We start from the raw sequence: 13,508 nt of genomic DNA, 5'->3' as shown, positions 1-13,508 counted from the left end.
TGATGGAGTGGCTGGAGCTGTGGCACCAGACCGAATGGCCGGAGCTGGACGTCACTTTCACCTCGGTGACCGACCACTGGGCGACCATGACGGTGACCGGCCCCGAGGCGCGCAAGCTGCTGGCCGAGATCACCGACATCGACCTCGACCGCGACAGCTTCACGTTCATGGACTGGCGCGAGGGCAAGGTGGCGGACGTGCCGGCGCGGGTCTTCCGCATCTCCTTCACCGGCGAGCTCGCCTACGAGATCAACGTGCAGGCCAACTACGCCATGCACGTCTGGAAGACGCTCTTCGAGCACGGCGAGAAGTATGGCCTGACGCCCTACGGCACCGAAACCATGCATGTCCTGCGCGCCGAGAAGGGCTTCATCATCGCCGGCCAGGATACCGATGGCTCGGTGACCCCGGAGGACCTCGGCATGCAGTGGGCCATCGGCTATGACAAGCCCAACGCCTGGGTGGGCAAGCGTGCCTTGTCGCGCTCCGACACCCGGCGAGCGGACCGCAAGCAGCTGGTGGGCCTCAGGCCCAGGGATCCCAAGGTGGTGCTGGAGGAGGGCGCGCAGATCGTCCTCGCCCCGGACCATGCCATCCCGATGCCCATGGTGGGCCATGTGACCTCCAGCTACTACAGCGCCATCCTCGGCCACGGTATTGCCCTGGCGGTCGTCAAGGGCGGGCATGACCGGATGGGGGAGACGGTCTACCTGCCCATGGCCGACGGCAAGACCCACGCTGCGGAAATCGTCGGCACGATCTTTGTTGATCCCAAGGGAGAGCGCCAGAATGTCTGAGCAAACCGCGACCTGGTACAACCTCTTTGATGCCCGCCCCCAGGGCGAGGTTCCGGCCGAATCCCCGCTGGCCTGGTCCTACCACCACAGCGGGCGCCCGTCGGTCAGCCAGAAGAGCCGCGTGGTGCTTCGCGAGCGTGCCATGGCGGGCCACCTGATCCTGCGCGGCGGCGCCATCGTCCTCGACGAGGCGGTGCGCGGGGTGCTGGGGGTCGGCCTGCCGGGCCGCCCCAACACCCTGACCCTGGACGAGGGTGGCGAGCGCTCGATCCAGTGGCTCTCCCCCGACGAGTGGCTGGTGATCGTGCCCGGCGGCGAGGAGTTCACGCTCGAGACGCGGTTGCGCGAGGCCCTGGGCGATGCCCACTATGCCATCGTCAACGCCAGTGGCGGCCAGACCCTGCTGGAGCTGACGGGTGAGAAGGCCCGGGAGCTGCTGATGAAGTCGACGCCCTACGACGTGCACCCGGAGGCCTTTCCGGTGGGCAAGGGCGTCACCACGGTGTTCGCCAAGGCCAACCTGATCCTGCGCCGCCCCACAGAGGGGCGCTGGGAGCTGGTGCTGCGCAGAAGCTTCGCCGACTATCTCTATCGCTGGATCCTGGACGCCGGCGCCGAGTACGCCATCGGCGTCGAGGAGTGATCGTCACGGGGCCGGCATCTGCCGGGCCCCGCTTCGGGAGAAAGATGAGATGCAGGACAACAACAATCGCTGGATCCTGGCGGCCCAGTGCCCGAGCCGGCTGGGGACCGTGGACGTGGTGACACGCTTCCTCAAGGAGAGTCGCTGCTACATCACCGAACAGCACTCCTTCGATGATCGGCTCAGCGGGTGCTTCTTTATCCGCACCGAGTTTCGTCCCGAGGAGGCGGATTTCGATGCGGCGGCCTTCCAGGTCGAGTTCGCCGCGCGCGCCGCCGAATTCGAGATGACCTTCGAGCTGACCCCACCGGGACGTCGAATGCCGGTCGTGATCATGGTCTCCAAGGCCGACCACTGCCTCAACGACCTGCTGTATCGCTACCGCATCGGTCAGCTGCCCATCGATATCCGGGCCATCGTCTCCAACCATCTGGACCTGGAGAACCTGGCCGCATGGCACGGGATTGCCTACTACCACTTTCCGATCACGGCCGAGACCAAGCTCGAGCAGGAGGCACAGGTGTGGTCAGTAGTCGAGTCCACCGGCGCCGAGCTGGTGATCCTGGCGCGCTACATGCAGGTGCTCTCGAGCGACATGTGCGAGAGGCTCAGCGGCCGAGCGATCAATATCCACCACTCGCTGCTGCCGGGCTTCAAGGGCGCACGGCCCTATCACCAGGCCTACGAGAAGGGCGTCAAGCTGGTCGGCGCCACCGCCCATTACATCAACGACGACCTGGACGAGGGACCGATCATCACCCAGGGCGTGGAACCGGTGAGTCACACCGACTACCCGGAGGACCTTGTCGCCAAGGGGCGCGACGTCGAGTGCCTGACCCTGGCCCGGGCCGTCGCCCTGCATGTGGAGCGCCGTGTCTTCCTGCACGCCAAGCGCACCGTGGTCTTCGATCGGTAGCGGTCTTCACGAACCCGCGGCTGGCTCTGTCGCCAGGACCGTGCCTGGCGTGTTGGCCCTTTTCCGGGGGTGATCAGGACGGATGAGGGACTTCCTGCCGGCCGTAGGCCGGTGTCGGGATGCCCTCCAGGCGGGGGCGAGGTACCGGATGATAATGGACGGGCCCTCGGTCTCCCTGTTTCAGGTGCTCTGTCCGACCATGAGCGTGAAGCCCACGTCCTGCTGCCGTTGCGCCACCGGCTGGTGATCCAGCCGTCTCAAGACCTGCTCTGCCGCCAGTCGGCCCATGGCCTCGCGGGGTGACTGGATGGTAGTCAGGCGCGGCGTGACGTGCTGGCCCAGCGGCAGGCCATTGAAGCCGGCGATGGCGATGTCTTCAGGGACCCGCAAACCGAGACGCTGCGCATGCAGCAGGGCGCCGGTCGCCAGGTCATCGTTGGCGAAGTGGATGGCCCTTGCCCCGGGAAAGCCGCCCAGAACCCGATCGAGTCCGGCGGCACCTGCCTCCAGGCTGCCCAGCCGGTCGAGCTCGATGAGGGGGGCGTCCAGGCCAGTGGCCTCGAGCACCTCGCGATGTCCCGCGAAGCGCATGCCGGCGCGGTAGTCCCTGTCCAGGCAGGCCCCCACATAGACGATCGAGCGGTGGCCGCGACCCAGCAGGTGGCGGGCCATGCAGCGCCCCGCCTCCCGGTGGTCGAGGCCGACATTCAGATCCAGGGCCTCGCCCAGTTCCATCACTTCCATGATCGGCTTGTCCCAGTGGCCGAGCAGGCCGAGACAGGCGTCGCTGTGGCGCAGTCCTGCCGTGACCAGCGCCGAACAGGACCAGCCCAGGAAGGTGCGCACCAGCTGATGTTCACGGTCCAGGTCGTAATCGGTGTTGCCCAGCAGAATCTGGTAGCCGCGTGCCTCGAAGGTCTCCTGCAGGCCGCGGATCACCTCGATGAACACCGCATTGGCCAGTGACGGCACGATCACCGCAATGAAACGGGAACTGGCGGAGGCCAGGCTGCCGGCCACCAGGTTGGGCACGTAACCCAGTCGCTCCACGGCCTCGATCACGCGAGCACGCGTGTCCTCGTTGACACGCTCCGGCGTGTTCAGGGCGCGGGACACGGTAATGGGAGAGACCCCGGCCGCATCGGCCACCTGCTTCAGAGTGGGCTGGTCGGAACCGCGCCGCCGTCGCGGACTCGGATTCGAGTTAGACATTGGTCGTGCCCTCGTGCTCATGGCTTGCTGCGCCGAATGCGATCAACTAGAAAGATGGTAGCGCTAACATGTTAGCGCTACCAGTCACGGGGATGAATCCACCATCAGGAGGCCAGCAGGTGAGCGATGCAACCACAGGGGGGCCCCGCATCGGCGTCGTCGGCCTGGGGGCCATGGGCATGGGCACGGCCACTGCGCTGCTCGATAGCGGCCTGGAGGTCATGGGCTGCGATATCTCCGCCGAGGCACGCGAGGCCTTCGAGGCGCGCGGCGGGCAGAGCACCGAGACGCCGGCGGCACTGGCGGCCCGCAGCGACATCGTGCTGCTGGTGGTGGTCAATGCCGATCAGGTCGAGCAGGTGCTGTTCGGCCACCAGGGGGTCGTGGGGTCCCTGCGCCGCGGTGGGCTGATCATGCAGTGTGCCACGGTGGCTCCCAGCATCGCGCGTCGCCTGGGCGAGCGGCTCGCCGACGCGGGACTCGAGATGCTCGATGCACCGATCAGCGGCGGCGCCGCCAAGGCGCGCAGCGGCGAGCTGTCGGTGATGGCCTCGGGCGCCGAGAGTGCCTTCGCCCTGGCGGCACCCGCCCTCGAGGCCATGGCCGCCACCGTCTATCGCCTCGGGGACACGCCCGGCGTGGGCTCGAGCATGAAGCTCGTCAACCAGCTGCTCGCCGGGGTGCACATTGCCACCGCCGCCGAGGCGATGGCCCTGGGCATCCGCATGGGACTCGACCCGGAGACCGTCTACGAGGTGATCACCCACTCGGCGGGCAACTCCTGGATGTTCGAGAACCGGGTGCCGCACATTCTCAAGGGCGACTATACCCCGCTCTCTGCCGTCGACATCTTCGTCAAGGACCTCAACATCGTCCACGAGACCGGGCGTGAGCTGGCCCTGCCGACCCCGGTCGCCTCGTCGGCACTGCAGCAGTTCACCGCGGCCAAGGGGGCCGGCTTCGGCCGCGAGGACGACGCGGCCGTGATCAAGGTCTATGAGCGGCTGTCGGGCATCACGCTGCCCGAGGCCGCCAACGACGCCGAAGGAGCCTGACCATGGCAATCGTGCTGGGCGCCATCGCCGACGACTTCACCGGGGCCACGGATCTCGCCAACAACCTGGTGCGCGCCGGCATGCGCTGCGTTCAGGTCATCGGTGTGCCGGCCACCGAGACAGATATTGGTGATGTCGACGCGGTGGTGGTGGCGTTGAAGTCCCGCTCCTGCCCGGCAGACGAAGCCGTGACGGAGTCCCTGGCAGCGCTGGAGTGGCTGCAGGCCCAGGGCGCCAGGCAGATATTCTTCAAGTACTGCTCCACCTTCGACTCCACGGACGCCGGCAATATCGGGCCGGTGGCCGATGCCCTCCTGGAGCGGTTGGAGAGTGCCCAGACGGTGATGGTCCCGGCCTTCCCGGCCAATCGCCGTACCGTCTATCAGGGCCATCTCTTCGTCGGCGATCGCCTGCTCAACGAGAGCGGGATGGAGCACCATCCGCTCAACCCGATGACGGATGCCGACCTTGTGCGCTTCCTGAGCCGCCAGACGCCCCATGCGGTGGGCCTGGCGCCGCGGTCGGTGCTGGCCCGTGGTGCCGATGCCGCGCGTGCTCATCTTCGTGCCCTGGTGGAACAGGGCGTGCGCCATGTGATCTGCGACACCCTGGACGAACGGGACCTCGAAATACTCGCCGAGGCACTGGTCGACAACTCCCTGGTGACCGGCGGGTCGGGGCTGGGACAGGCGCTGCCCGAGCAGTATCGCCGCCGGGGCTGGCTGGAGGAGGTCTCCGAGCCGGGGCGACTGTCGCCGGCCGCCGGCAGTGCGCTGGTGCTGTCGGGAAGCTGCTCGCGTGCCACGCTCGGCCAGGTCGATCATTTCCTCGAGCACCATCCCGGCTTCGCCCTGAACCCGCTGGCGTTGGCCGACGGCGAGTCTCACCTGGCCGAGGCCCTGGCCTTCGCCCGCGAGCAGATGGCTGGCGGCGGCCCGGTGCTGATCTATGCCTCGGCGGATCCCGAGCGAGTCAAGGAGGCCCAGGCGGCGCTCGGGGTCGAGCGTGCCGGTGAGCAGGTGGAGCAGGCCATGGGCCAGCTGGCACGCACTCTGGTCGATGAGGGCGTGGGCCGGCTGGTGGTCGCCGGCGGCGAGACCTCCGGGGCGGTGGTCTCTGCGCTGGGCGTCCGTCAGCTGCGTATCGGTGGCCAGATCGATCCGGGGGTGCCCTGGACCCAGGCACCCTGGCCCGGCCGAGAGGCGCCGCTGTCGCTGGCGCTCAAGTCCGGCAACTTCGGCGCAGAGGATTTCTTCACCCGGGCCTTCACCGTGCTGGAGGAACTGACTGCAGGGGAGGGGAGCGCATGAGCCGACACGACGAGACGCGACTGCGTGAACAGATCGCCACGCTGGGCAAGTCGCTGTTCGACAGAGGCCTGACCATGGGCTCCAGCGGCAACATCAGCCTGCGGCTGGACGATGGCGGCTGGCTGATGACCCCCACCAACGCCTGTCTGGGTCGGCTGGACCCGGCGCGCATCTCGCGGCTCGACGGCGAGGGGCGCTGGCAGGAGGGCGACAGGCCGACCAAGGAGCACTTCCTGCACATGGCCATGTATGCCGAACGCCCCCAGTCCGAGGCCATCGTGCACCTGCATTCGACCCATTCGGTCGCGGTCTCCTGCCTGCCTGATATCGACCCCTGTGACTGCATTCCTCCCCTGACCGCCTATTACGTGATGCGGGTGGGCAAGCTGCCGCTGGTGCCCTACCACCTGCCGGGCGATCCCGCCCTGGGGGAGGCGGTGCGCGGCCTGGCGGGGCAGCACAGTGCCGTGCTGCTCGCCAATCACGGCCCGGTGGTGGCCGGCAAGAGCCTGGAAGCGGCGGTCTACGCCACCGAGGAGCTGGAGGAGACCGCCAAGCTCTATCTGCTGCTGCACGGCCGAAATCCGCGCGCCCTGACACCGGAACAGGTGGCCGAGCTCGAGGCTCGCTTCCCCCGCGACTGACCCGATGCGAAAAGGAAACCGACCATGATCCGACTGGCCGCCAACCTGAGCATGCTGTTCACCGAGCATGACTTTCTCGACCGCTTCGGGGCCGCGGAAGAGGCCGGTTTCCGCGGTGTCGAATACCTCTTCCCCTACGCTTATGCCCCCGAGGCGCTTCGCGGGGCACTGGATGAGGCCGGCCTCGAGCAGGTGCTGTTCAACCTGCCACCCGGCGACTGGGAGGCGGGGGAGCGAGGCATCGCCTGCCTGCCGGGCCGGGAGGCGGAGTTTCGTGATTCCGTGGTCGAGGCGCTGCGCTATGCCGAGGCGCTCGACTGTCCCCGCGTGCATGCCATGGCGGGGCTGCTTCCCCCGGATGCCGATGCACAGACGCAGGCGGCCCACCAGGCCACCTATGTGGCGAACCTGCGATTCGCCGCCCGTGAGGCAGCGAAGTGCCATCGCGAGGTGCTGATCGAGCCGATCAACACCCGCGACATGCCGGGTTATTACCTCTCCCGGCAGGGCCAGGCGATGGCGACCCTCGAGGCCGTTGGCGCCGATAACCTGCGGCTGCAGCTCGACTTCTATCATTGCCAGGTCATGGAAGGCGACCTGACCCGCCACCTGGAGCGGCAGTTCGAGCGGATCGGCCATGTGCAGGTCGCCGGCGTGCCGCATCGGCACGAGCCGGATGTCGGCGAGGTGCACTATCCCGCCCTCTTCGCGCGACTCGAGGCGCTCGGCTATAACGGCTGGGTGGGCTGTGAGTACCGTCCGGCCGGCGGCACCCACGAGGGCCTGGGGTGGGGCCGGGAACAGGGCTTGAGGCCTTGAGCGACGCATGAACCAAGACAACAAGAGGACACCAGACCCCATGCATATCGTTATCACCGGTGCGGCCGGCTTTCTCGGGCAGCGAGTCGTCAACCAGCTGCTCGACCGGGGCGAGCTCAACGGCAAGGCCATCACTCGCCTGACGCTGATCGACCAGGTCGAGGCGCCCAGGCCCGAAGCGGCCGGCATCGAGAGCGACTGCCTGGCGCTCGATATAACCATTCCCGACGCCCTGGACCCGGTCCTGAAGGCCCGGCCCGACGTGATCTATCACCTGGCGGCGGTGGTGAGTGGTGCGGCCGAGGCGGATCTGGATCTCGGCATGCGGGTCAACTTCGATGCTACCCGCACCCTGCTCGAGGGCTGCCGTTCCCATGGCCTGGCCGGGACGCGGCTGATCATGGCCAGCTCCGTGGCGGCCTATGGGGGAGACCTGCCCGAGGTAGTCGACGACATGACGGCGCTGCATCCCCAGAACTCCTACGGCGCTCAGAAGGCCATGTGCGAGCTGCTGATCAACGACTACAGCCGCCGCGGCCTGGTCGATGGGCTGGTGTTGCGCCTGCCGACCATCGTGATCCGCCCCGGTCGTCCCAATGCAGCGGCCTCGAGTTTCGCCTCCAGCATCCTGCGCGAGCCGCTGAACGGCGAGGAAGCCATCTGTCCGGTCCCCACCGACCTGGAGATGTTCGTGATGTCGCCGGGCAAGGTGGTCGAGGCGCTCCTGCACGGGGCCGAGGTGCCGGGCGAGGCGCTGGGTCCCTTTCGTGCCTTCATGCTGCCGGGTATCACCGTCAGCGTTGCCGGGATGCTCGATACCCTGCGCAAGGTGGGTGGCGACGAGGCACTGGCCCGGGTCCGACACGAGCCCGATGCGCGCATCCAGGCCATCGTCACCGGCTGGCCGGCGCGATTCACTACCCGGCGAGCCGATCAGTTGGGCTTCCACAGCGACAAGGACTTCCGCGAGATCGTCGAGGCGTTCCTGGACGAACGTGCCTGACCCCGGGCCAACCTGCCCGGGGTCCTTCCCAAGCGTGTCACTGCAAAACGAGGATATAACAATGAAAGCCACTTTCGCACGCCGTACTCTTGCCACCGCCATCACCGGTGTCACCACCGCCGCCCTGGCCATGACCGCCCTGAATGCCCAGGCGGCGCAGACCATCAACCTGGGGCATACCCTGTCGGACAGCTCGCACTACTCGGTGGGGGCCGACGCCTTCAAGGAGACCCTCGAACGGCTCAGTGACGGAGAGTTCGAGGTGGTGGAGCACACCTCAGGCGCCCTGGGGGGCGAGCGCGCCATGATCGAGGGGTTGCAGATCGGGACCGTCGATGTCGTGATCACCTCCACCGGGCCGCTTGGCAACTTCGTGCCGCAAACGTATGTGCTTGACCTGCCGTTCCTGTTCGAGGACTACGACCAGGCCCGCTGTGTGCTCGATGGCGAGATCGGCCAGGAACTGCTCGACAAGATGGGCAACCATGATCTGGTGGGGCTCGCCTGGAGCGAGAACGGCTTCCGTCACATGACCAACAGCAAGCGTGCGGTGAAGACTCCCGCCGATGCCGAGGGCCTGAAGGTTCGCACCATGGAGAACAAGGTGCACATGGAGGCCTTCGAGCAGATGGGCGTGCATCCCACGCCCATGGCCTTCCCCGAGGTCTTCACGGCCCTTCAGCAGGGCACCGTGGATGGCCAGGAGAATCCCATCACGGTGATTGTGGCAACCAAGTTCTGGGAAGTGCAGGATCACCTTTCCCTGACCGGCCATGTCTATTCGCCGGCGGCCGTGCTGGGCTCCCCGATCCTTCTGGATGGGCTCTCCGAGGAGCAGCACGGCTGGTTCGAGCAGGCCGCCCAGGCGTCGGCCGAGGCCACGCGTGAGGAGGTATCGCGCCTCGAACGGGAAGGCGTGGAACTGCTGCGCGAGAACGGCATGACCGTGGAGACGGATATCGACAAGGGGCCGTTCCAGGAGGCCGTCAAGCCTGCCTACCAGATCTACACCGACCAGTACGGCAGCGAGATGCTCGACCGAATCCGTGCCAGCGACTGCTGATCCGCTGAATCGAACCCCCCGGCATCCTGGCGGTGCCGGGGCCCTGCCTCACAGTTGGTGGCCGAGATGCTGCAACTCTTTCTACGTATCGAGCGCCAGACCACGCGTCTGGCCCTGCTCGGTGCCGTTCTCATGCTGGCCGTGTCGGTCACGCTGGGCTTCTACCAGGTGTTGACGCGATTCGTCTTCGATGCCCCCTCGACCTGGTCCGAGGTCATCTCCCGTTCGGCCATGGTCTGGTGCGTCTTCCTGGGGGCGGCCGCGGGCTTCCGCGGAGGCTTCATGATGTCCGTGGAGGTCATCTACAAGCTAGTGCCGGGACGCCGGCTGGTCTGGCTGGAAGTGTTGATCGCGCTGTGCTGCTCGATCGTCCTGGTCGTGCTGATCTACTTCGGCACGGCGATGATGTGGCGGGTACGCACCCAGATGCTCTCTGGCCTCGAGGTATCGATTGCCTGGGCCTATGCCGCCATGCCCGTGGGGGCGAGCTTTGCCCTGGTGGCCGTCCTGGCCCGCCTGCTGGCCCAGGCCAGCGGCCGTGAAGTCATCGGGCCGGCCAACGAGGAGGCGGCGATCCCCGAGACACCGGCCAGGGTGGGGGAACCCGAGGCCGATGACGCAGCTTCCTCTTTTCGTGACAGGAGTGAACGCCAATGAATGCCGCCATCGGTCTGGCCCTGATCATCCTGTTCAGCCTGGGCGTGCCCATTGCCGTGTCCATCGTGCTGGCCTCGATCATCGGCATCGAGTTCTTCTCGCCGCTCCCCCTGCTGCTGGTGCCGCAGCAGATGTTCGTCGGCATCGACAACTTTCCCTTGCTGGCCATTCCCTTCTTCATCCTGGCCGGCAACCTGATGGCCGCGGGGGGCATCTCGCGCCGTCTCGTGGATCTCGCCAAGTCCCTGGTGGGCGGGCTGCAGGGCGGCCTGGCGATGACCTGCGTGCTGACCTGCATGATGTTTGCCGCGGTATCGGGATCGAGTGTGGCGACCACCTTCGCCATCGGTTCGATCCTGATCCCCGCCATGGTCAAGCACGACTACCCGCGTCCGCTGGCGGCGTCGATCCAGGCGTCATCGGCCGAGCTGGGGGTGCTGATCCCGCCCTCCATTCCGCTGATCCTCTACGGGGTAAGCACCGACACCTCGATCGGCAAGCTGTTCATCGCCGGCATCGGGCCGGGCCTGCTGATCGGGGGCTCCCTGCTGCTGTTCCTCTACCTGTTCTGCAAGATACGCGGCTATGGTCTGCGCGACCGCGAGGACCGCCACGACTTTCCCACCGCTTTCAAGCGCGCCTGGCTGGCGATGCTGATGCCGGTGGTGGTGATCGGTGGCATCTACGGTGGCGTGTTCACCCCCACCGAGGCCTCGGCCGTGGCGGTGGTCTATGCCCTGATCGTCGGCGGGCTGATCTATCGAGAGCTGTCCCTGGCCGAGCTGCTGCCCATCTTCAAGCAGAGTGTGATCTCGACGGCGGCGGTGATGCTGATCATCGCGGCGGCTGCGCTCTTCAGCTTCCTGATCAGCCGCTCGGGGCTGCCGGGCGAGGTGGCCGGCTGGGTGAATCAGGTCTTCGACAGCCCCATCGCCTTCCTGCTGGCGGTCAACGTGATGCTGTTGATCGTGGGGATGTTCATCGAGACGTCGGCGGCAATTCTGGTGCTGGCGCCGATCTTCACCCCCATCGCAGTCCAGTACGGGATCGATCCGGTGCACTTCGGCCTGATTGTCGTGGTCAACCTGGCGCTGGGCATGTTCACCCCGCCCCTGGGCGTGAACCTCTTTGCTGCCTGCGCCGTGGCCAGGCTGTCGGTCGACCAGCTGCTGCCCTGGCTGATGCGCTTCGTGCTGGTGGTGTTGGCCTGCCTGATCGCGATTACCTACCTGCCCTGGATTTCGCTGGGGCTGGTCGACCTGCTCTATTGATCATAATGACAAGGAAAGACGACATGCAGTCCCTATCCCAGATGCCCCCAAGCCTGTCCCTGATCGGTGGCGAGTGGGTTGCGACTCAGGCGACCCTGGAGGTGGAGGCGCCGTCATGCGGTGAGACCCTCACCCGCATTGCGCGCTGCCAGCAGGCGGATGTCGAGCTGGCCGTCTCGGCAGCCGGCCGGGCATTTTCCGGCCAGCTCGGCGCATGGTCGCGCTGGACGGCCCGCCGGCGTAGCGAGTGGCTACTGGCCTTCGCCACGGCGATCGAGGCCGACCATGAGCGGCTTGCTGCCCTGGAGTGCATGGATACCGGCAAGCCGATGACCCAGGCACGCGGCGACATCACCGCCTGTGCGCGCTATTTTCGTTTCTATGGTGGCGCGGCCGACAAGTTGCACGGCGAGACGATCCCCTTCGAGAATGACTTTGCAGTGATGACCCTGCGCGAACCCTATGGAGTCTGTGGGCAGATCATCCCCTGGAACTATCCCGCGCAGATCTTCGGTCGCTGCGTCGCCGCGGCCCTGGCGGCCGGCAATACGGTGGTGCTCAAGCCCGCCGAGGATGCCTGTCTGAGCGTGCTTCGTCTGGCCGAACTGGCCGTGGAACATAGCCTGCCGGCGGGCGCGCTCAATGTCGTGCCCGGCCTTGGCAGCGAAGCCGGTGCCGCGCTGTCGGCGCACCCGGGCATCGACCATCTCTCCTTCACCGGTTCCCCGGAAACCGGCACCCTGGTGGCCCAGGCCGCGGCCGTACACCATGTCCCGGTCACCATGGAGCTTGGCGGGAAATCGCCGCAGATCCTCTTCGCCGATGCGGACCTTGAGGCAGCGCTGCCCTTCGTGGTTCGCGGCATCATTCAGAACGCCGGCCAGACCTGCTCCGCGGGCAGTCGGTTGCTGGTGCAGCGCGAGGTGGCCGATGAGGTGCTGGGGCGCCTGGCCGAGCGTTTCGGGAGCCTGAGCTGCGATGCCGGCGAGGCGGATGCCGACTGCGGCCCGCTGATCAACGCCCGCCAGAAGGCCAAGCTGGAGGCACGCCTGGAGGCGGCCCACGCGGACGGCATCCGCACCTTGTCTCGTGGCCGCCTGGCGGAGGGAGCTCCGGACGGGGGCTACTTCGTGGTGCCGCAGCTGCTGGTCGATATCCCCGCCGATCACGAGGTGCTGCGCGAGGAGCTGTTCGGGCCAGTCCTGGCGGTGCAGGTCTTCGACGACGAGGCCGAGGCCCTGGCGCTGGCGAATGGCACCGACTTCGGCCTCTGCGCCGGCATATGGACCCGTGACGGCGGTCGCCAGCTGCGCCTGGCCAAGGGCTTGCACTGCGGCCAGGTGTTCGTCAACAACTATGGTGCCGCCGGCGGGATCGAGCTGCCGTTCGGCGGCGTCGGTCGCTCCGGACATGGTCGGGAAAAGGGGTTCGAGGGGCTTAGAAGCTACACACGCATCAAGACCGTCGCGATCCACCACGGATGAGCAGGGAGAAGAAGATGACACAGACACAGACGCTGCGTATCGGCCTGGTCGGGGCTGGCCTGATGGGCCACGGCATCGCCCGCAATATCCTGCGGGGAGGCTATCCGCTCTCGATTCTGGAGCACCCCGGCAATCAGCCGGTGGACGACCTGGTGCAGGCGGGGGCCCATCTGGCCGGCACGGGGCGCGAGGTGGCTACAGCCGCGGATGCGGTACTGCTCTGCGTGACCGGCTCTCCCCAGGTCGAGGCGGTGCTCTTCGAGCCGGGCGGGGTGCTGGAGGGTCTGGCACCGGGGGGCGTGGTGATCGACTGCTCCACGGCGCTGCCCAGCTCCACGGCCAGGGTCGCCGCCCGGGTGGCGGAGGCCGGCGGCCACTTCATGGATGCCGCCATGACCCGGACTCCCCGGGAGGCGGAGGAGGGGCGCCTGAACCTGATCGTGGGGGCTCCCCCTTCGCTGTTCGCACAGATGCGGCCGCTGCTCGCCTGCTTTGCCGAGAACATCACCCATGCCGGCGGCGTGGGGGCCGGGCACACCCTGAAGCTGCTTCATAATTTCGTGTCCCTGGGCTTCTCGGCGGTACTGGCAGAGGCGGCCGCGGCGTCACGCCGAGCGGGCATCGACGATGCGGC

General features: G+C 67.2%; 14 protein-coding genes. 13 read left to right on the top strand and 1 reads right to left on the bottom strand.

Annotated features, from left to right (window positions below):
• The 3 genes from RI841_RS08635 to purU form a co-directional block, all read left to right on the top strand.
• Positions 1–797 (top strand): aminomethyltransferase family protein (locus RI841_RS08635; RefSeq protein ID WP_310705189.1); only part of this gene is annotated, 797 nt, incomplete at its 5' end.
• On the top strand, positions 790–1,440 hold the full coding sequence (locus tag RI841_RS08630; protein ID WP_310705188.1) for a sarcosine oxidase subunit gamma family protein: 651 nt from the start codon (positions 790–792) through the stop codon (positions 1,438–1,440). The genes RI841_RS08635 and RI841_RS08630, both read left to right, overlap by 8 nt.
• Before the next feature lie 49 nt (positions 1,441–1,489).
• Positions 1,490–2,356 (top strand): formyltetrahydrofolate deformylase, encoded by an 867-nt coding sequence (purU, locus tag RI841_RS08625; protein ID WP_310705187.1) that lies wholly within the window; start codon positions 1,490–1,492, stop codon positions 2,354–2,356.
• A gap of 180 nt (positions 2,357–2,536) precedes the next feature.
• On the opposite strand, the gene RI841_RS08620 is transcribed toward purU, so the two are convergent.
• Positions 2,537–3,568 (bottom strand): LacI family DNA-binding transcriptional regulator, encoded by a 1,032-nt coding sequence (locus RI841_RS08620; RefSeq protein WP_310705186.1) that lies wholly within the window; start codon positions 3,566–3,568, stop codon positions 2,537–2,539.
• A gap of 119 nt (positions 3,569–3,687) precedes the next feature.
• Here RI841_RS08620 and ltnD point away from each other — a divergent pair, with 119 nt between their 5' ends.
• From ltnD to RI841_RS08570, 10 genes are all read left to right on the top strand, one after another.
• Positions 3,688–4,623: an L-threonate dehydrogenase gene (gene ltnD, locus RI841_RS08615; protein WP_310705185.1), complete on the top strand. Its 936-nt coding sequence runs from the start codon at positions 3,688–3,690 to the stop codon at positions 4,621–4,623.
• A gap of 2 nt (positions 4,624–4,625) precedes the next feature.
• Complete coding sequence (otnK, locus tag RI841_RS08610; protein ID WP_310705184.1) at positions 4,626–5,933, top strand: 3-oxo-tetronate kinase; 1,308 nt, start codon at positions 4,626–4,628, stop codon at positions 5,931–5,933.
• Positions 5,930–6,577 carry a 3-oxo-tetronate 4-phosphate decarboxylase gene (gene otnC / locus RI841_RS08605; RefSeq protein WP_310705183.1) on the top strand — a complete coding sequence of 216 codons (648 nt, stop codon included), beginning with the start codon at positions 5,930–5,932 and terminating at the stop codon, positions 6,575–6,577. Before otnK ends, otnC begins: the two co-directional genes overlap by 4 nt.
• Before the next feature lie 24 nt (positions 6,578–6,601).
• Positions 6,602–7,396 (top strand): 2-oxo-tetronate isomerase, encoded by a 795-nt coding sequence (gene otnI, locus RI841_RS08600; RefSeq protein WP_310705182.1) that lies wholly within the window; start codon positions 6,602–6,604, stop codon positions 7,394–7,396.
• Positions 7,397–7,436: 40 nt separating this feature from the next.
• Positions 7,437–8,399, top strand: a complete 963-nt coding sequence (gene denD / locus RI841_RS08595; RefSeq protein ID WP_310705181.1) for a D-erythronate dehydrogenase — start codon at positions 7,437–7,439, stop codon at positions 8,397–8,399.
• Between the two features lie 61 nt (positions 8,400–8,460).
• Entirely contained in the window at positions 8,461–9,462 is a 1,002-nt protein-coding gene (locus tag RI841_RS08590) for a TRAP transporter substrate-binding protein (protein WP_310705180.1), read from the top strand.
• Between the two features lie 66 nt (positions 9,463–9,528).
• Positions 9,529–10,119 (top strand): TRAP transporter small permease, encoded by a 591-nt coding sequence (locus RI841_RS08585; RefSeq protein ID WP_310705179.1) that lies wholly within the window; start codon positions 9,529–9,531, stop codon positions 10,117–10,119.
• Positions 10,116–11,390 (top strand): TRAP transporter large permease, encoded by a 1,275-nt coding sequence (locus tag RI841_RS08580; protein ID WP_310705178.1) that lies wholly within the window; start codon positions 10,116–10,118, stop codon positions 11,388–11,390. Before RI841_RS08585 ends, RI841_RS08580 begins: the two co-directional genes overlap by 4 nt.
• A gap of 23 nt (positions 11,391–11,413) precedes the next feature.
• Positions 11,414–12,874 (top strand): aldehyde dehydrogenase family protein, encoded by a 1,461-nt coding sequence (locus RI841_RS08575; RefSeq protein ID WP_310705177.1) that lies wholly within the window; start codon positions 11,414–11,416, stop codon positions 12,872–12,874.
• A 14-nt stretch (positions 12,875–12,888) separates the two neighbouring features.
• A partial coding sequence (locus tag RI841_RS08570; protein WP_310705176.1) for an NAD(P)-dependent oxidoreductase occupies positions 12,889–13,508 on the top strand: 620 nt, incomplete at its 3' end.

Origin of the sequence: Halomonas sp., from assembly GCF_031581305.1 — a bacterium.
Lineage (GTDB): Bacteria > Pseudomonadota > Gammaproteobacteria > Pseudomonadales > Halomonadaceae > Halomonas.
Note: the sequence above shows the minus strand (reverse complement) of the source record. Positions and strands in the feature narration are given on the sequence as shown.

Coding starts and splice junctions, on each gene's coding strand:
- RI841_RS08630 (WP_310705188.1), top strand. CDS start 790: ATGTCTGAGCAAACCGCGACCTGGTACAACCTCTTTGATGCCCGCCCC.
- purU (WP_310705187.1), top strand. CDS start 1,490: ATGCAGGACAACAACAATCGCTGGATCCTGGCGGCCCAGTGCCCGAGC.
- RI841_RS08620 (WP_310705186.1), bottom strand. CDS start 3,568: ATGTCTAACTCGAATCCGAGTCCGCGACGGCGGCGCGGTTCCGACCAG.
- otnK (WP_310705184.1), top strand. CDS start 4,626: ATGGCAATCGTGCTGGGCGCCATCGCCGACGACTTCACCGGGGCCACG.
- otnC (WP_310705183.1), top strand. CDS start 5,930: ATGAGCCGACACGACGAGACGCGACTGCGTGAACAGATCGCCACGCTG.
- otnI (WP_310705182.1), top strand. CDS start 6,602: ATGATCCGACTGGCCGCCAACCTGAGCATGCTGTTCACCGAGCATGAC.
- denD (WP_310705181.1), top strand. CDS start 7,437: ATGCATATCGTTATCACCGGTGCGGCCGGCTTTCTCGGGCAGCGAGTC.
- RI841_RS08590 (WP_310705180.1), top strand. CDS start 8,461: ATGAAAGCCACTTTCGCACGCCGTACTCTTGCCACCGCCATCACCGGT.
- RI841_RS08585 (WP_310705179.1), top strand. CDS start 9,529: ATGCTGCAACTCTTTCTACGTATCGAGCGCCAGACCACGCGTCTGGCC.
- RI841_RS08580 (WP_310705178.1), top strand. CDS start 10,116: ATGAATGCCGCCATCGGTCTGGCCCTGATCATCCTGTTCAGCCTGGGC.
- RI841_RS08575 (WP_310705177.1), top strand. CDS start 11,414: ATGCAGTCCCTATCCCAGATGCCCCCAAGCCTGTCCCTGATCGGTGGC.